This window comes from Pseudarthrobacter sp. fls2-241-R2A-168, assembly GCF_030209335.1.
In the GTDB taxonomy this organism is placed as follows: domain Bacteria; phylum Actinomycetota; class Actinomycetes; order Actinomycetales; family Micrococcaceae; genus Arthrobacter.
Map to the genome: position 1 here is coordinate 137,987 of NZ_JARVSG010000007.1, position 16,896 is coordinate 154,882.

Genomic DNA, 16,896 nt, shown 5'->3' on the forward strand with positions numbered 1-16,896 from the left:
TCGACCAGTACGGAAACACGATACACACGCCCGACCCGCTACAATTGTTGCCGCTGAGCTGCTGCGCTCGAAGGAAAGTGAAATCGCCAAAGCGATTGTCGCCAAGCTTGATATGGACAAGTTGGTGAAGGAAGCAGCCGACATCTTCTTCAAGAGGACTGTCAACCCAGAACGCTGGGACATGACGCATGCCGATACGTTCCAGAAACTTGTATCTGAAAAAGTAGCAACAATGATGGCTGAGAAAATTATGGCCAAGCAGGAGGAGGCGAAGCAATGAAACGCTCCCTCCTAATCTCCGGCGTCCTGGCCACCGTCGTCACCGCCTTCGGCCTCTCCGGCGTCAGCTCCAGTGAGCTAGACCTTCCCGGCCTGAACCAGCGCATCGACAACATCGACGCGCGCACCACCAATAATGAGCAGGACATCCAGGCGCTCCAGCAGTCCACCGGTACAGCTCCGGCCGATCACGTCGTCGTGCCAGCCCCAGTGACCGTCAAGGTAGTCCCGCCGCCGGCAGACCCCACGCCTGCACCAGCTTTCGTTGAGCCAACCCCGGCAACTCCTGCTCCCACGCCTACCCCTTGCATCGTGCCGGTGGTATCTAACGCACCAGGTACGAGCATCGTAGTGATCGGGGGATGCCGGTAATGGAACACAATTGGATTCCATTGTGCAGCGATATAAACGTCAGTTGGTACGACGCAGTCAAGTGGTGGCGATGCTCCAACTGCCGACATGAGACCACCCATACCAAAAAGGACCAAGCAAAGCCGCCCATCGAAGGTTGTACAGCGAAGGAGGCGGGCAGCATCTTCCCGATGGCATCAATATGAATGTTGGTTCTCTAGAACTATGCAAAGAGTTGTATGAGCTAAGTGGGTGGGACGACACAGGCTTTTGGCATGACGATGCAGGTCTATTCATGAGCACGAAGCGACCTTTCCCTGCGGTCCCCGCCTATGACCTCGGCTATCTGCTGCGGAAGCTGCCAGACGGTCAGAGGATTATCAAGGCAAGCCCCGACTACTACGTGGTCAACAATATCGATGGCGTAACCGACGTAAATGAAGACGGCAAGACCCCAGAGGACGCCTTATGCAGCTTTGCAATTTACCTATTTAAGCAGGGCCTGATGAAACGGTGGGCAAAGTAGTGGGCAAGAACCTACCGACGCACACGCTCAATCAAATGAAGCAGATACTGGCTGATTACGAGCCCATCCGACTCCTACCCGGCCAAGTGGTCTACAACCACCCTGACGGCCAGGCAGAAAAAGAGGAGCGACGTAAGCGGCTGGCTACTCCACATACTTGGCAACGAGTGGATTCACTGTTCGACTTGCCAGGCTTCAAGGCGGTGAAGCGATGAGCAAAGTCACGGTAGATGTGAGCGGCTATAGCCTGACCATTTTTGGCCGAGTTCTTGTCATAGCTTTTGGTTCCACCAAAGTCCCGAGTTCTACCGTCGAACTGCCCCGGTCACCACAGCAATCAGACCCACCGCAATCAGCACGCAAATCATAGATAGCACGAAGGCCCACACCGGAGTCTGAGAGCTGGCTGCCACTCCGGATGAAGCAATCAGACCCACTATCAGGCCGATCAGGATGCCACGCCTACGGTCCATCACGCACACCTCATCGGGAAGTTGAAGAGCAAGCTCAGGTAGATTCTCAGTCTATTCGGACAGTAGCCGTTGGTCGCTATGTAGAACGCCGCACCAGTCAGGATGAAAGCCGAGAATGGGCAGACCCAGCCGGCGGTGTGGAGGCAGATCGTCCCGGCGATCGCCGCCGCATAACCGGAAGCCACCGCCCCTTGGTCAGTCCGGTCCAGGTCGACGTAACCGCCGAGCCACCAGTAGTCGTAATCAAGCCCGCCGACGGAGACAGCGGGGACGGCTTGAGGAACGGCAGCCTGGGCGACAGCAGCGGTGCCGGCCGTCAGACCCAAGGCGAGTAACAGCACCAAAAGTATCTTCTTCACCATGAATTGAGCGTGGCACTGGGGGAGATACGAGGGCAAAAAAGAAATCAGGGCCAGAACTTAATTCAGTTCCAACCCTGGTTCTTTATTTGTCCCCAGATAATCCACAGCTAACAGTGGAAAACTAGTGAGCGGCCTGGTACTTCTCCAGGATGTCCTGCTGGATACGACCACGAGTGTTCACTTTGAAGCCGTTGTCGAGAGCCCAAAGGCGGACAGCCTTGGTATCTACACCGCTGCCGCTAGATTTGCGACCGGCCGGGCGACCGCGGCCACCAGATACCTTACGGCCCGCATTGGTAAAGCGCTCCAGAGCGCTGCGGAGTTCATTCGCGTGGTCGTTATTCAAATCGATTTCGTATTCAGCGCCGTCGAGGGAAAAAGATACCGACTCGCTCGCCTCCGAGCCGTCAAGGTCATCTTCGAGGATTGTTACTGTGCGTTTCATAGTAAGCAAGCTTACGCTATTTGCCCGCAGTTTATGACTTCGAGAAGTCAATGGGAACGAAAATCAGGATGGTCAGGATCAGAAAGGCTGCAGAGCAAGCTATACCAGCAATGCGGTTTGATCGTTTGTCCCAGCTTGCCTGGCCCGCCTGCACCAGGAAGTAGATGCCCGCAATCAGGAACAGCAAGTCGAACAGTACGATGGTGGCAGTGAAGGGAAATAAGCTCTGGTTCGTCAGAAGGCCGGTTCTAATCATGACGTGCCCCGTCCGGTAAGGCGACTCCCCAGCCGTTTCGCGGTGTCCCTCAACGCTAAGGGACAGCCGCAGGGTGTTTCCAGCCGATTTTGGTCAAAGTTTGGTTGATAACTTTTTCAGCGATAGTTCAAAGCAGCCTGCATCACCTCTTCAACGAAGGCCGCGCTGAGTCGGTATCCTTCAGCCTTCTTAGCCAAGAACTTAGTAACAGCGTCTCGCATTTTGGCCTGGTTGCTGGCGGTACGCCATTCCGGGCGGGCCAGGAGCTCGGCAGCCAATTCCCGAATCTGAGGTCGAAGCCGTTGTTCGTGCTCCAAGACGTTGCGATCGACTAATGCACCCGCTTCTCGCAGAATCCGTGAGAAGTCGCCACTGCCAGTAACGTCGCCAGCAATTTTGACTGCCATGGTTTCGGCTATGGCCCGTCGGCTTCTAGGCTTGGCGAATCTGAACTCCTGGGACCCGGCCAGCCGGTCCGCAAGCTCCTTCATCTGAGCTAATTGCATCGCCCACTCGTCGTGGACCTCTTGATGCTCTTGAAGGTCGACCATTGCCTTGGCGTGGGCAAGTGTCTCCCAAAAGCCGGGATGCCAGTCGGCGAAAGCCGACCATTCGAAAATCATGCCTTGGGCAGTCCAGTGAATTGTCACTTCCTCGACTTCGCCCTCATGGAGTCGGGCGGCTGAAATGACACTCGCCAGCTCTTCGGGTATGTGGCCGTCTTCATCCTTTAGCTCATCGGCCAACTGCTCACCGTCGAACTTTTCCACCTGAAGCGAAACAAAAGGGGCCTGGACAGCAATGGCTAAGGCGGTATCAAGAGTGACTGTTTCACCGCTGAACACTACGTCCGGTTCTCTATTGAATTCTGCTTCCTCGATGAACAGCAGTCCGCTGGCACGGGCTTTGGCGGGCAGCTGCTCCACCATGGATGCTAGTTCGTCCGAAGTGTAAGTCGTCATGATGAGGACTATATGGGAAAGCTGGGACAAACTGTCTGGCACGATGACAGATATGAACAATGTGCCCATCATGTTTTTCCAGGTCTCCGCCACAGCGATACCGACACTCTTGATCGCAGTAGCAGTAGGTATCAAACAGGGGCAAACCTTCGCCGGATTTTACGAACGGGCGGTGACTGGACGGCACAAGCGTGTACTGCTGGTGATGACCATCGTCTTGCCGCTGATAATCATTCTGGGTGAACTGTGCGCCCTTCGAGCTGTGCTGCGTGGCGCGGGTAACGAGCTTGAATTGCTCCTGGTGTGGGGCGCTTACTTCAACTGCCTACTGCTCATATTCTTAGAGTTCATCGTTCCCATCGGGTACAAATTGAAGTTCAAGGGCTTCGGCAAACTGATGAACGGCGTTTCCATTGGCGGGGGAATGCTCGGCCTATATATGCTCCTGATTGCAGCGGGCGTGATACCGCTCTAGCTATTCACAGCGCTTGCGCTTTAGTTCATAATGCCAGTAATAACTGGGACACCAATCAATGGAGAGCGAATTACAAGCAACCGATAGCCTGGCCGTCGGTATTGGCCGTGGGTTAGAGGAGGGGCTGAAGTTCCTCACCAATATGCACCTAGTACTGCGGGACAAAGACGGCAACATCAAGCAGGAAGAGCGGGTTCACAACACCGTCACCACCGCCGGTAAGAATGGCATCGCCGATCAAATCCTGGCCTCACCTTCCTTGGTAAAGATGGGCTGGATGGCCGTTGGAACCGGTAGCCCCGCCGCCACCCTCCTGGGAACTGAGACTGCCCGCGTCGCCTTTACTTCCAAGACCCGTTCCACCAACGTCATCACAGTCGTAGGCGACTTCCCGGCTGGAACGGCCACTGGCCTTCTCGGACTTCTCGACGTAGCCGTGTTTGGAAGCCAGAAGAAGCTTGGCGATGACGGGCACTTGTAACCCGGCGGATAACTGGGTCAAGGACACGTTCTACACGCCATGGATAAAAGGCACGCTGCCAGCCGACTTCGCATTCATTCCTTCACTGCCAAAAGACAATCCCCACAACTCCCAGGACTATCAGGACGCCCTGGACAGGATGCCGCCGCAATTCAAGAAGCGTTACGTCGAAGGCAACTGGGACTACGTCGACGATTCCAATGCCCTGTTCCCGAACCACGTCATCGACCGGATGCTGGTTGAGAATCTGCCGAAGTCCGGCCTGAAGACTATCGGCGTGGACGTGAGCCGTGAGGGCTCGGATAAGACCGTGTTCAGCCTGTTTATCGGCGATACCTTGAGCGACCTGCTTGAGCCCGACGTGGACCGCACCGACAAGGCCCCTATCTCAGACCTCATAGCAGACGAGCTCATTCTGTACATGAAGAAGAACGAGGTGGGCTATCAGCAGGTCTGGATTGATGCCGTCGGCAACGGCGGGGGAGTAGTGGACTCCATGCGCCGCCGCGGCTACTACGTGAACAGCTTCAAGTCCGGCGAGAAGACCACCGACCTGCACGAGGACGGCACACCGAAGTACGACATGCTGCGGAGTGAGCGCTACTACAAGATGGCCCAGGCCGGCCAGCAGGGGACGCTGAAGATATGGAAGCACGTTCCGTTCCTGGAAGACCTGCGCCGCGACCTATTGGCCCACACCTACGAGGTGACGGATAAGCAATTCATCGTGGAATCTAAATCCAAGATGAAGAAGCGCTTGGGTCGCAGTCCTGACTTCTCTGATGCCGTGGTAATGGGTTGGCGCGGAGCTGTACCAGAAGGTGCAAACGAAATCAGTACCGGCGGTAGTTGGGATGACCTTTATAAAGACAGTGACGAAGACTTCTAAAACATATACAGTAAAGCTAAACAGGAATTCACCTCATTGGGTTTATTTGGCCTTACTAGAAAATCCGTCAATTTATCAACAACCGGCATTCCGTCTGGCGGTGCTGCTGAAGTCGGAGTAACCGGCGAATCGATAATGGGCGGATATGCGGACACCGAAGTCCGCGTCGACAAACTAGAGGTCAAGGACTACGTCGCCGCCCGTCAGAATGATGACACTCTGGCATCGCTGTACAACATCCTCACCCTGCCTATATTGGCGAGTGGTTCTGAGATTGAAGCTGACGAAGCAGATACCGATGGCGAGCAAGCTGATTTCATCAAGAAAGCCCTACTTAGCCCTGTCCACAAAGGTGGCATGGAAATACCCATGCCCATCATCCTGGCCGACATGCTCCGTGGTGTTCTTGAGGGCTTCCGGCTCTTTGAGAAGGTCTACAAAATCAATCAAGACGGCCGCATCATCTACAAGAAACTGGCCAGCCGCGATTCGCAGACCATCATGCTCAAGCGGGGTAAGGATGGGGGCTACGACGGGGCTCAACAACGCACCAACTACCAGGGTGATTCCATTGATGTAGTGATACCGGCCTGGAAGACATTCCTCTACACCTACGGCAAAGACAAGAACTTCCTTTACGGTGAATCAGCTTTTAAGCCGGCCATGTATCACTACAACATGGTTCACAAGCTCTACTACCTCGCGAACCTGTCGGCTCAGACGGGAGCCGTGCCCCCGAAAGTGGCTCTTCGCGGTTGATGGGGAATGAGTTCGTGTCGTTGAAGACAAGGGGGCCCGTGGCCCTGCTGGGATGAGTGTGTCTAGCATTCAACCTGGAACAGGACCACGAGCCCTTGAACGAGCCTACCGGGGTCGCAGCCGACGCTGCCACCATCCTCTTCAACCTGCCCGACTACCACGTCATCTCCACCGCCATCGCTGCCGGCCGGCGGCAGGTCATCATCGAAACCGACCAGCCGCCGGCTGCCGAAGCTGCGGAGTCATCGCATCCCGGCGGAAGGAACGACGCTTCCAACGGCTCAAAGACGTTCCTGTGGCCGGGCCGGTGGAGGTGCTCTGGTCCAAGTACCGCTGGTACTGCGAAGAGATCGCATGCGACCGGCTATCGTTCTTCGAATCCACCCCGCGGGTCCGGCGCCGGGCCCGCTCCACAAGCCGGCTCCGGGACCAGCTCGTGGACGCCGTGATCCGGTCAGGCAGGGCCGTCTCTGAGACAGCCCTCGTCTTCGCCGTGTCCTGGTGGATGGTCCGCGCCGCCGTCACCGAAGCGTACCTGCTGAAGCTGCCCGATGTGGACGAGCTCAGCCCGCGGATGCTGGGCATTGATGAGCACCGGTTCCGGTCCGTGCGCTACTTCCAGGACCCGGGAACGAAGACCTGGACCCGGTTCCTGAATGACCACCATCGTCGATCTGGACACCGGGCAGGTCCTTGGCGTGGTCGACGGGCGAGACCACAAGGGCGTCGGGGACTGGCTATTCGCCCGGCCCTTGGAGTGGCGGCTGGCCGTGCAGGTCGTGGCGATCGACCCCTCCGCGGCATTCAGAAAAGCCTTGCGGATGTGGCTTCCCCGCACCGCGGTCGCTGTCGATCACTTCCACCTGATCTCGCTGGCCAACCAGGCCATGACTGAGACCCGGCAGAACCTCTCCCAGCAGGTCAAGGGCCGCCGCGGCCGTGCCATCGACAAGGCCTGGGCGCACCGGATGCTCCTGCTGCGCGGCGGCGACACACTCAGCTGCCGGGCGGCGCTCCGGCTCGAGGAAGTCTTCGCCGTCGACGATCCAACCGGCACCTTCCAGGCGGTCTGGCAGGTCAAAGAACAGCTCAGGGCATTGCTCCGCACCGGCTCCCTGGAAGACGCCGCAGCAGCGAAAACAAAGCTCGAAGAACTCGTGAAGAAAGCAGCACGGCCCGAGACCAACAGGCTCTACCGAACAGTCTGCCGGTGGTGGGAAGAGATCGAGGTGCTGATCATCACCGGCGCCACGACAGGCAAGGTCGAGGCCAACAACACCGCGATAAAAAATATCAAACGCACCGCCCGCGGCTACCGCAACCCTGCCAATTACAAATCGTTATTCTCTTGAGAAGTGCCGTCCGGACGGCGGCATGATACTTATCTCAGGGACCCGTTTCCCCACGAACCGCGAAGAGCCCCGAAAGTCCTGTCCGGCCCGGCGGACTACGGCAAGGCGGAGAAGAGTGCCGCCATGAAGGCCATCAACCTGTTGAGCGGTATCCGCACGACGGCCTACATTCCCGACAAGCTAACGCTGACCCCTTACGACAGCTCGACCGGCCGCATCGACCCGCTGCCCCTTATCGAGCATCACAAGATTGAGATGGCCCGGTCAGTCCTGGCGCAGAGCCTCATGCTCGGCGGCACAGGTGCGTCGAAGGGCGGCAGCTACGCCCTGAGCAAGGACCACACCGACATCCTCATGATTGCCATCGAAGGTGTGAAGCGGGGAATTGAAGACCACATCAACCACTACTTGATTCCGATTTGATTGACCTCAACTTCGCCAATCCCGCCTACCCAGAGTGGCACTTCGAAGACATGTCATCGGACGCCAAAGACCTGGTCACCACCGCCTTTACGCAGCTGGTTACCAGCGGCGCAATTGACCCTGCTATCCAGCGCGGCATCGAAGACCGGGTGGCCGAAACCCTGGACATCGACCGCGAGGCCATCCAGAAAGAGCTCGATAAGGAAACAGCTAAGAAGGTGGCTGATGCGAAAGCCGCTGGCGTGGAAGTAGACGCCCAGGGCAACCCGCTGCCACCGAAGCCAGTAGTTACTGACAAGCCCAAGCCTCAGCTATCGGACCGGGGTTCCGACTCCGACCCAAAAGGCTCAGCGACAGTCAGTGGCACCGAGCACGCCGGCAGAAAAGCGAGTCAATTTTGCGGGACTACAGCGTCGGATCAATCATCTAGAAGCTGAGTTCGTTTCCCAGACCGGCGCGATCTACGACAAGGTCAAAGCTGGTGCTGTTGCCCGCCTGACCAAGATTCTGGAAGCCCACGACATCAAGGCACTCAACGAGTTCACCCTGAACTTCGGCAACGAGTACCGGGCCATCATCGCCGCCCAAATGCGCCAAGCGTACGACTTCGCCAAGAACGGCGCGGCGGACGAGCTGAAGGTACCGGCCCCCTCGACCAACCGCGACACCACCGCTCTCATCAACCAGAGCGCCCAGGCCGTGGTCGATGAGCAGTTCGGCGACCTGTTGTTCATTATCAAGTCCGAGGTGCTGAAGGAGTTGCGCAAGAACGCCCTGTCGGAAACCAACCTGGGACTGTCGGACATCCTGGGAGCTATCGGGGACGCCTTCAATTCGTTCTTCGATTCAAAGCTCAGCCTGACTGGAGCGATCGTTGTCTCCCAGGCCGTGAATAGAGGCCGCCAGGGCGTGTTTGAGAACTATCGGGCAAAGATATCGGTTTACCAGTACAGCGCGATTCTGGACGACCGTACGTGCCCTATATGCGAAGACCTAGATGGGGCTGCAGTGGACTACGCCAGCTACCGGGCCAGCAAGTGGGAGCCGCCGGTACATGGGAACTGCCGCTGCCTATGGATGGGCGTGGGGTCGGAACAGACCGAACAGCCGGACGTTACTGGCTTCCCGCAAGCGCCTGGTGGAATCAGTAATCCCCAGCTTTAAGTCATCAGCCACAAGAAAGCACCAGCCGGAAAGAGCATCATAAATAATATTGCGATGAAGATCAGGAACCGGTTCCACATACGAGGTGGGTGATTCTTTCTTAGAGGAGGGAACACAACAGCAGCACATAGAACCATAAGTTGAAATACAATGACGGCTCCGATGAAGATGGCATAGTTGAGTTCAGTTTCGTTCGTGGCGAGAACCGCTAAAGACACCATCTCGGCAGTGGCGCAGGCACCCACAAAAACTGTGGCAAAACCGATTTCTAAGGGACCGTACTTGCCGAACAGCTCATCGTAGTCAGAATTTATTCCGCGAGAAGTAAAAGCCATGGCAATGAATAGTGTAGGAATCGCTGTGGCCGTGGCTTGGAAGAAATGTATATCAACCATTATTCCTCCAAAACATTGACGCTTCACTTGAAGCTATTCATAGTGAAAGCATGAGTGAATTTATCACCAATCCAAATTCGATGGGCGACTTGATTGCACATACTACAGGCGACCTGAAAGAAGCTGTAGGGCGGACGCGAGTTAGTGGTCGATAAAGTCGTCTACCAGCTCCCCTCCGAGGGCGGCTTCCACGTCGTAGAGTTGGACGATGGTCGCCGCTACCGCAAGCAGCTGGTGAAGTTCGGTGCCTGGGTAAACCCGCACGATCCCCGCAAGAAGATGGTGCTGGATAAGTCCTGGGCGGCCCAAGTCGTGCAGAACTTCAAAGACAAGGTGCTGAACAAAGTCCCCGTAGTTGAGGGCCACCCCAAGAGCAGCGGCGACCTCCTGGCTGCGACCCGCGGCTGGCTGGGCGGCCTGTCCATCGAGGATGACGGCCTTTATGGCGAGTTGGACATCACCGCCTGGGACACGACGCAGAAAATCGACGACGGTCTCTACGATGACGTTTCCATTTCTTTCGACCCTGATTATTTGGACAAGCTCAAAGGTGACAAGGTCGGCCCGGCTCTATTGCATGTCGGCATTGTGAATGACCCTTACATAAAAGGCATGAAACCATTTATGGCATTGGCGGATAAGACTAAAGTAATTATGCTAAGTGAAAGCAAGGAGTTAGAAGTGTCGAAAGTAAAGAATGACTGTGAGGTCCCGATAGAAGTGAAATTCACCGAAGAAGGTGAAGAGAAAACCGCCACCATTGCCGCTGGCGAGGAAATCGAAGTTCCCGAAGATGCAGCTGAGGCCGTGACCGGCCAAATCAAGGAAGCTACCGCTCCTGAGAAGACCGACGACGAGAAGGCCGCCGAAGAAGCCGCCGCTAAGGAAGCGGCAGACAAAGAGGCTGCTGATAAGGAAGCCGCTGAGAAAGAGGCCGCTGACAAAGCTGCTGCCGAAAAGGCTGAGGCTGAGAAGTCCGAGCTTGAGAAGACCAAGGAAGCCTTGGCCGACGCCAAGAAGCAGATTGCTCTGGGCGAAGCCGAAGCGAACTACAAGGCGCTGATGGCCGAAGGCAAGATCGTTCCCGCCCAGAAGGACGCCTTCATTTCCCTATCCACCGCCCCAGACTCAACCATTTCCCTGGCGGATGGAGCTACTACGTCATTGTCCGACCTGCTGACAGACCTATTCAAAGCTGCCCCCAAGCGCATCAGCTTTGGCGAGGAAGGCGCAAGTGGCGATGATGCCGAAAAGACCCCGTACGACGAGTTGAGCGATGAGGCAAAGAAGGGCAACGAACTTCTAGGAGTCTCACGAGACGAGTACAACGAGGTCAACGGCGGTAAATCAACCAAGAAAGAGGAGGCCAAATAATGGCTAACTTAACTGCAGACCGCAATGCTCTGCGCCAGGATGGCGTACTCATCTCGATGCCTCTTGCGGCCGTAAAGGTCTTCAAGGGCTCGCTGCTCGCTAACAACACTTCCGGCTACGTCACCAAGGCCGCCGACACCGCTAACTTCACGCTGGCCGGCATCGCTTACGAGCAGGTCGATAACAGCGCTGGCGCAGCCGGCGACAAGTCCGTCCGCGTCGAGCGCAAGGGTGTGTTCGAACTGAACTTCAGTGGCACCGCCACCCAGGCCACCGTTGGCTTGCCGGTCTGCATGGTCGACGACAACACTGTCGCCCTGGCCGCTACCACCACTAACGATGTGCTCGTCGGTCGCGTCGCTTCTTTTGTCACAGCAACTAAAGTGCGCGTCGAACTCTCGGCCGTCTAAGGAAACCTATAGATGGGACAAATTGTCACCTCAGATATAGCTCGTAACCTCGCACCGGGATTGAAGACCATCTTCATGAACGGCTGGAAGGGCGTTGAGCTGCCTTTCAAAGAATTAGTAACTGAAGTCGATTCCACTCTGCATAGCGAAACCTACGGCTGGTTGGGTCAGCTGCCGGCAGTCCGTGAATGGACTGACGAGCGGATTCCGAAGGGCCTGTCGGAGTACGGCTACACGATCCGCAACAAGAAGTGGGAGGTAAGCGTCAAGGTTGATGCTGAAACTCTCGAAGATGAGCAGTACGGACAGGTCAAGCAGCGCGTCGCCGCTAGGCTTGGTCAAGTCGCTAAGCACCAGAACAAGCTCGTCTTCGCGCAGTTTGAGGCTGGTAACAGCACCGCCTGCTACGACGGGGCCAACTTTCGCTCTCACGAATGTAATGACCGTTATGTACATGTATCAGCGGGCTTTGGAAGGTAACTTCTTGAGTTGATACCGGAGGCGGCATCTTGGCCGTCATTGTGGGCAGCGGCAGCGGTGCGGGTGAGGACAGCGCTTAAGGTGCCGGCTACGGGCACCCTTTCCACATAGCAGGGCCCCGCCCTGTTGCGGGGTGCGGCATGTCCCTAGCGTGGGGTGCATGTCACCCCGGGATGCTGGAGCCGCAGGTCAGCAGGCGCGCCATGCCAGGAACCGGCTGGAGGCCGCGCTGGGCACCAGTACCCGCGGGCTCCTCCTTGAGGAGGACGGGCATGCCTTCGAATACCGGGGCACACCTGGTCCCGATGCCGGCGCTGACACCGTCGGCGGTGCACGTCATACCCAAGCCCACGACGCCGGACCGGCCATCCGCTGGCGCCTTGGCCTGCGGCTTGCCGTGCTCCTGGGCATCCTCGCCGTAGCCGGAGGTGCCTGGTTCTGGTGGCAGGCGGCGTCGGGGCGGCCCGAGATCCTTCCCCTGAGCGGGGTTGGTCCAGAGACCACAGCCAAAAATGGTGAGGACGCCGCATCAGGCGAGGACGGCGGTGGCGGGAGCCGGGCCGGTCCATCGCCCGGAGCCCCTGCCGGCGCGCTGCCGGGAGCGCAGGAAAGCGCCCCGGCCGGCACGGCACTGGTCCACGTTGCTGGGGCCGTGGTGCGGCCCGGGGTGGTGCAGTTGCCGGCAGGGAGCCGCGTGCATGATGCCGTCGCGGCGGCAGGAGGAGGAAGTCCCGGCGCCGACCTGGACCGCCTGAACCTTGCTGCAGTGGTGGAGGACGGACAAAAGATCCATGTCCCGCGGCAGGGCGAAGTGGTGCCCGGCAGTGCCGGGGAAGCCGGAGCGCCGGATGCGGGAGACTCCCCGGAGGGACGCACGGCCGCGGGTTCAAAGGTGAACCTGAATACGGCCGGAGTGGAGGAACTGGACGGTCTGCCGAAGGTCGGCCCCGTGCTGGCCCAGCGCATCGTGGACTGGCGCAAGGAACACGGGCCCTTCAAAGCAGTGGAGGAACTTGATGCCATTGACGGCGTCGGCCCAAAGATGCTTGAGGCCCTGCTCCCGCTGGTGAGCATATGAGGCGAAGGGAAGATGCGGTGACGACGTCGATGGCCTGCCGCTGTTATGGGTAACCGGACGCCGGGGACGGGGTCCAGCCCGTGGAGCCGGTATGTGGAGTCAGCCGTCCGGGGGTATGCGACGCCACCGGATGGTGATGGGCGCCCGGGACCGGGGGAGGCCGCGCATGAAGCCCGCGGGGCTACGGGACAGGAGCCCATGGCGGCGGGCAGGCCGGGCTTCCGGACGTTGCCTCGGGGCCGGGGCCCCACCGGATTTATACGGAAATACTGGACCGCGCAGTCCGCCCGGTTTGCCGCCGGCAACAAGAAGGCGGCCCAGGACGCGGATTCGGTGGAGGAAGCACCCCGACGGCGGACCGACGTGCGGCTGGCACTGCCTGCGGCCTTCGTCTGGGCCGCGTCGATTGCGGGGCTCTGGCTGCCGCCCGGTGCACTGGCGGGCCTCTGCTGCATATTGCTGCTGCTTTCGGCCATGCTGCTGCAGAAGACCTGGCGTGTCCGCAGGATGAGGCCGGTCACTGGCGGCCCGCGGAAACCCGCTGGGCGGAGTTTCCTGACCACCACAGCGATTGCGCTCCTGCTGGCCGCCACCGCGGCAGCGCACTCGGCGGTGGCGTCCACCCAGCGTCATGAAGGCCCGCTGGCAGCTGCGGTTTCGTCAGGCAGGTCGGTGGTGGCGGTCGTGGAAGTGGCAGGAACGCCGCGGGCCTTGAACCCGCCGAACCAGGCAGGTACGCCCTCGCGCTGGTCGGTCGCTGTATGGACCCGGGACGTCAGTACGGGAGGCGTGCTGCTGCGCACCCGGGCCCAACTCTTGATAACAGGCGGCGGCGCCTGGGGAAACGTGGTGCCCGGACAACTGGTCCGCGCAACGGGGAAGCTCCGGCCCCCGGATCCCGGACGGGAGGAAGCCGGCATGCTGACGGCGTCCTCGGGACCGGGAAAGCCCACCGGTTCGCCGTTCCTGCAGGAATCCGCGAAGGAATTGAGGGAACGCTTTGTCTCGGCGGCCTCGTTCCTCGCCCCGGATCCACAGGGCCTGCTTCCCGGGATGGTCACCGGGGACACCAGCGCCCTGGATGAGGGCCTGGAGACCGCAATGAAGACCGTGGGTATGACCCACCTGACCGCTGTCAGCGGGGCCAACTGCAGCCTGGTGCTCGGCGCCCTGCTGCTGGCCTGCCGGCGGCTCCGCCTGCCCCGGGTGCCTGCGGCGGCACTCGCTGTGGCAGGCCTTGGACTGTTTGTCCTGCTGGTGGGTCCGGACGCAAGTGTCCTGCGGGCAGCCCTGATGGGAGCTGTTGCAGTGGCTTCCCTGGCGGGTGGACGTACCGGCCGGGGGCTGAGCTTCCTGTGCTTGGCCGTGATCGGCCTGTTGCTGGCGGACCCGGGGCTGGGGTCGAGTTTCGGCTTCCTCCTGTCGGTGCTGGCAACGCTCGGGATCATCATCCTGGGCCGGCACATCATGGACTGGATCCCGGCACTGATACCGCGCTGGGCAGCAGCGGCGGTTGCTGTTCCCTTGTCCGCGCAACTGCTGTGCGGGCCGGTGACCGTGGTGCTTCAGCCGCAGTTTTCAACGTACTCGCTGCTGGCCAACGTCCTGGCCGCACCATTGGTAGCGCCGGTGACACTGCTGGGAACCGCTGCCGTTCCCCTGGTGGTGCTGGTCCCGTGGGCGGGTACTGCGCTGATCGCGGTGGCAGGCACCTTCAGTGCGGGAGTAGCAGCCACAGCGAGGTTTGCGGCGCAGCTTCCGGGGGCGGCCCTGCCGTGGCCCGAAGGCGCTCCCGGACTGCTGACCATGCTGTTCCTGTCCGTGTTGACCTACGGGGCTTTGTGGGCGGCAGCCCGCCCACACCGGCTCCGCCGCGGAGTCAGTGCTGCCCACGCGCAGACCGTTACCCTGATTGAACGGCTGGAGGGATACGCGGCCCGGACACTGCGAAAAACCCACGGCAGGCCGCTGCCCGGGCCTGGACGGGGATCACGGCAGGTGCGCCGCGGGGCCGGCTTGGACCGGGCCGCGGGACATGGCAGGCTGGGATACTCCACCAAAATTTCCGGAAGGAAGCCCCGATGGCCGCTGCGCAAAAGCGTGCAACCCGTTCCCCGGCACCGAACGGCCCCACCTGGCGGGATGTAACTCCAGCCGGCGTAGTCCTGGTGGGCGGCCCGGAAGAGTACTTGGGCATCAGGGCCATGGACCGGGTCCGCGCCCAGGTGCGGGCAGCTACCCCTGATGTCGAAGTGAGCCGCATCAATGCCTCGTCGTACGAGGCCGGGACCTTGCTGATGCAGGTCAGCCCCTCCCTCTTCGGCGAAAGCAAACTCATCGAGGTCGAAGCCGTTGAAGCGATGAATGACGCTTTCCTGGCGGATGCGCTGGCCTACCTCGCCCACCCGGAGCCCGATGCTGTCCTGGTGCTGCGCCACGGCGGAGGGGCCCGGGGCAAGAAACTGCTCGACGCCATCAAAAAGGGCGGGTGGCCGGTAGTGGATTGCCAGCCCCTGAAAAAGGACGCGGACAAGGTGGCGTTCGTGGCGGCCGAGTTCAAGGCCGGGGGACGGCGGATCGAACCGGACGCGGTGCAGGCGCTGGTTAACGCCGTCGGGGCGAATCTCTCCGAGCTGGCCGCCGCCTGCAGCCAGCTCATCGCCGACGCCGCCACCACGGTCACCACTGACGTCGTGGACCGTTACTACGGCGGCCGGATCGAGGCAACGGCCTTCAAGGTGGCAGATGCCGCCATGGCAGGAAACGGGCCTCTGGCACTGTCCACCCTCCGCCACGCACTGGCCACGGGAGCAGATCCCGTTCCGCTGGTCGCCGCCCTGGCGGCCAAGCTCCGGACCGTGGCCCGCGTGGCCGGCGCTTCCGGTTCGTCAGCGCAGATCGCGGCAGAACTCGGAATGCAGCCATGGCTGGTGGAACAGGCACAGCGCGATGTCCGGCGATGGACCCCGGAAGGCCTGGTGCGCTCCATCCAGGCGACTGCTGAGGCCGACGCCCAAGTCAAGGGATTGGCCAGGGACCCCGTGTATGCGGTGGAAAATGCGGTGCGGATCATTGCGATGTCAGTCCAGGGCAGGTAGGCCGCCGGTACCTCGCCGGGCCGGAACTCCCGGAGCGGTCGGCATTCAGGTATAGGGTCGGCGTTATGGCGTTGCGACTTGTTCAAGTGAACTTCAAAGCGGGGGACGACTCAGCGCTCGGCCGGTTCTGGGCGGACGCGCTCGGCTGGGGCGTATCGAGCGAAGGGCCCGGCGTGACCAACGTGGAACCGCTGGACTTCGTCTGGCCGGACCCCGTGGCCGTCTGCGTCGATGTGGTCAGCGTCCCTGACCCGGAGACGGTGAAGTACAACGCGCACCTGGATCTGAACAGCACCTCCGCAGCCCATCAAGCCGAACTGGTGGCGCACCTGCTGCAACTCGGGGCGACGCCCGCGGGCGTGGGCCAGTCCGATGTGCCCTGGACCTTGCTGGCAGATCCGGAGGGCAACCTCTTCCGCGTCCTGGAACCCCGCCCGGTCTACCGGGACGCCGGACCGATCGCCGCCGTGGTGGTCAGCTGCAGGGATCCGCAGGAGATGGTCCGGTTCTGGGGTGGAGCAATGGACTGGACCCTGCATGAGTCAACCGCCCACTATGCCAGGCTTCGTTCATCCAGGGGCGTGGGGCCGTATCTTGAGTTTCATCGCCAGCCGGCAGGAGAGCCCGGATGGGGCCGGGTCCACCTGGACCTGATGCCGTACCCCGGCGATGATCAGGCGGTGGAGGTGGGCCGGCTGCGAACGCTGGGTGCCACCCATGTGGACCTGGGCCAGGGCGACGTGCCGTGGGTCTGCCTCGCCGACCCGGAAGGCAACGATTTCTGCGTCCTTACCCCGGGCTGATTCAGTGGCGGGCGCGAGCCCTCCCGCAAAATGGATTCTTGTTAAAGATGTGTGGCCGGTA

General features: G+C 60.1%; 24 protein-coding genes. 19 read left to right on the forward strand and 5 right to left on the reverse strand.

Annotated elements, in window-relative coordinates:
* The first annotated feature begins 124 nt into the window (after window positions 1–124).
* The 3 genes from QRN11_RS05875 (at window position 125) to QRN11_RS05885 (ending at window position 1,156) form a co-directional block, all read left to right on the forward strand.
* A complete protein-coding gene (locus QRN11_RS05875) occupies window positions 125–280 on the forward strand; it encodes a hypothetical protein (protein ID WP_285250232.1) in 156 nt (51 codons plus the stop codon).
* Window positions 277–651: a hypothetical protein gene (locus QRN11_RS05880; protein ID WP_285250233.1), complete on the forward strand. Its 375-nt coding sequence runs from the start codon at window positions 277–279 to the stop codon at window positions 649–651. The genes QRN11_RS05875 and QRN11_RS05880 overlap by 4 nt, the downstream gene beginning before the upstream one ends.
* A 274-nt stretch (window positions 652–925) precedes the next feature.
* Window positions 926–1,156 carry a hypothetical protein gene (locus QRN11_RS05885; protein ID WP_285250234.1) on the forward strand — a complete coding sequence of 77 codons (231 nt, stop codon included), beginning with the start codon at window positions 926–928 and terminating at the stop codon, window positions 1,154–1,156.
* 472 nt (window positions 1,157–1,628) lie between these two features.
* Here the strand turns inward: QRN11_RS05885 and QRN11_RS05890 are convergent, their stop codons facing one another.
* The 4 genes from QRN11_RS05890 to QRN11_RS05905 all read right to left on the reverse strand — a co-directional run bounded on the left by QRN11_RS05890 (window position 1,629) and on the right by QRN11_RS05905 (window position 3,654).
* Window positions 1,629–1,991 (reverse strand): hypothetical protein, encoded by a 363-nt coding sequence (locus tag QRN11_RS05890; protein ID WP_285250235.1) that lies wholly within the window; start codon window positions 1,989–1,991, stop codon window positions 1,629–1,631.
* A 121-nt stretch (window positions 1,992–2,112) separates the two neighbouring features.
* Window positions 2,113–2,436, reverse strand: coding sequence for a histone-like nucleoid-structuring protein Lsr2 (locus QRN11_RS05895; protein ID WP_285250236.1), 324 nt, complete (start codon window positions 2,434–2,436; stop codon window positions 2,113–2,115).
* 31 nt (window positions 2,437–2,467) lie between these two features.
* Window positions 2,468–2,692: a hypothetical protein gene (locus QRN11_RS05900; protein WP_285250237.1), complete on the reverse strand. Its 225-nt coding sequence runs from the start codon at window positions 2,690–2,692 to the stop codon at window positions 2,468–2,470.
* A gap of 116 nt (window positions 2,693–2,808) precedes the next feature.
* Entirely contained in the window at window positions 2,809–3,654 is an 846-nt protein-coding gene (locus tag QRN11_RS05905; RefSeq protein ID WP_285250238.1) for a hypothetical protein, read from the reverse strand.
* 43 nt (window positions 3,655–3,697) lie between these two features.
* Between QRN11_RS05905 and QRN11_RS05910 the strand changes: the two genes are divergently transcribed.
* From QRN11_RS05910 to QRN11_RS05950, 9 genes are all read left to right on the forward strand, one after another.
* Window positions 3,698–4,129 carry a hypothetical protein gene (locus QRN11_RS05910; RefSeq protein WP_285250239.1) on the forward strand — a complete coding sequence of 144 codons (432 nt, stop codon included), beginning with the start codon at window positions 3,698–3,700 and terminating at the stop codon, window positions 4,127–4,129.
* A 58-nt stretch (window positions 4,130–4,187) separates the two neighbouring features.
* On the forward strand, window positions 4,188–4,610 hold the full coding sequence (locus QRN11_RS05915; protein WP_285250240.1) for a hypothetical protein: 423 nt from the start codon (window positions 4,188–4,190) through the stop codon (window positions 4,608–4,610).
* Entirely contained in the window at window positions 4,594–5,499 is a 906-nt protein-coding gene (locus tag QRN11_RS05920) for a hypothetical protein (protein WP_285250241.1), read from the forward strand. The genes QRN11_RS05915 and QRN11_RS05920 overlap by 17 nt, the downstream gene beginning before the upstream one ends.
* Before the next feature lie 36 nt (window positions 5,500–5,535).
* Entirely contained in the window at window positions 5,536–6,258 is a 723-nt protein-coding gene (locus tag QRN11_RS05925) for a phage portal protein family protein (protein WP_285250242.1), read from the forward strand.
* 95 nt (window positions 6,259–6,353) lie between these two features.
* Complete coding sequence (locus QRN11_RS05930; protein ID WP_285250243.1) at window positions 6,354–6,707, forward strand: hypothetical protein; 354 nt, start codon at window positions 6,354–6,356, stop codon at window positions 6,705–6,707.
* A 207-nt stretch (window positions 6,708–6,914) separates the two neighbouring features.
* Window positions 6,915–7,610 carry a transposase gene (locus tag QRN11_RS05935; protein WP_285250244.1) on the forward strand — a complete coding sequence of 232 codons (696 nt, stop codon included), beginning with the start codon at window positions 6,915–6,917 and terminating at the stop codon, window positions 7,608–7,610.
* Window positions 7,611–7,733: 123 nt separating this feature from the next.
* Window positions 7,734–8,033, forward strand: a complete 300-nt coding sequence (locus QRN11_RS05940; protein WP_285250245.1) for a phage portal protein family protein — start codon at window positions 7,734–7,736, stop codon at window positions 8,031–8,033.
* Window positions 8,030–8,470, forward strand: coding sequence for a hypothetical protein (locus QRN11_RS05945; protein ID WP_285250246.1), 441 nt, complete (start codon window positions 8,030–8,032; stop codon window positions 8,468–8,470). Before QRN11_RS05940 ends, QRN11_RS05945 begins: the two co-directional genes overlap by 4 nt.
* Window positions 8,394–9,197 carry a minor capsid protein gene (locus QRN11_RS05950; RefSeq protein WP_285250247.1) on the forward strand — a complete coding sequence of 268 codons (804 nt, stop codon included), beginning with the start codon at window positions 8,394–8,396 and terminating at the stop codon, window positions 9,195–9,197. The genes QRN11_RS05945 and QRN11_RS05950 overlap by 77 nt, the downstream gene beginning before the upstream one ends.
* Here QRN11_RS05950 and QRN11_RS05955 read toward each other — a convergent pair.
* The gene (locus tag QRN11_RS05955; protein WP_285250248.1) at window positions 9,194–9,592 is read right to left on the reverse strand and encodes a hypothetical protein; all 399 of its coding nucleotides are present in this window, start codon (window positions 9,590–9,592) and stop codon (window positions 9,194–9,196) included. The two genes, QRN11_RS05950 and QRN11_RS05955, sit on opposite strands and share 4 nt — an antisense overlap.
* Window positions 9,593–9,736: 144 nt before the next feature.
* Here QRN11_RS05955 and QRN11_RS05960 point away from each other — a divergent pair, with 144 nt between their 5' ends.
* The 7 genes from QRN11_RS05960 (at window position 9,737) to QRN11_RS05990 (ending at window position 16,835) form a co-directional block, all read left to right on the forward strand.
* On the forward strand, window positions 9,737–10,966 hold the full coding sequence (locus QRN11_RS05960; protein WP_285250249.1) for a phage protease: 1,230 nt from the start codon (window positions 9,737–9,739) through the stop codon (window positions 10,964–10,966).
* A complete protein-coding gene (locus QRN11_RS05965; protein ID WP_285250250.1) occupies window positions 10,966–11,376 on the forward strand; it encodes a hypothetical protein in 411 nt (136 codons plus the stop codon). Before QRN11_RS05960 ends, QRN11_RS05965 begins: the two co-directional genes overlap by 1 nt.
* 12 nt (window positions 11,377–11,388) lie before the next feature.
* Window positions 11,389–11,856 carry a Mu-like prophage major head subunit gpT family protein gene (locus QRN11_RS05970; protein ID WP_285250251.1) on the forward strand — a complete coding sequence of 156 codons (468 nt, stop codon included), beginning with the start codon at window positions 11,389–11,391 and terminating at the stop codon, window positions 11,854–11,856.
* Window positions 11,857–12,016: 160 nt separating this feature from the next.
* On the forward strand, window positions 12,017–12,934 hold the full coding sequence (locus QRN11_RS05975; RefSeq protein ID WP_285250252.1) for a ComEA family DNA-binding protein: 918 nt from the start codon (window positions 12,017–12,019) through the stop codon (window positions 12,932–12,934).
* A 198-nt stretch (window positions 12,935–13,132) separates the two neighbouring features.
* Window positions 13,133–15,082, forward strand: a complete 1,950-nt coding sequence (locus QRN11_RS05980; RefSeq protein WP_285250253.1) for a ComEC/Rec2 family competence protein — start codon at window positions 13,133–13,135, stop codon at window positions 15,080–15,082.
* On the forward strand, window positions 15,016–16,032 hold the full coding sequence (gene holA / locus QRN11_RS05985; protein ID WP_285250254.1) for a DNA polymerase III subunit delta: 1,017 nt from the start codon (window positions 15,016–15,018) through the stop codon (window positions 16,030–16,032). Before QRN11_RS05980 ends, holA begins: the two co-directional genes overlap by 67 nt.
* A 65-nt stretch (window positions 16,033–16,097) precedes the next feature.
* Window positions 16,098–16,835 (forward strand): VOC family protein, encoded by a 738-nt coding sequence (locus QRN11_RS05990; protein WP_285250255.1) that lies wholly within the window; start codon window positions 16,098–16,100, stop codon window positions 16,833–16,835.
* Window positions 16,836–16,896: the final 61 nt, after the last annotated feature.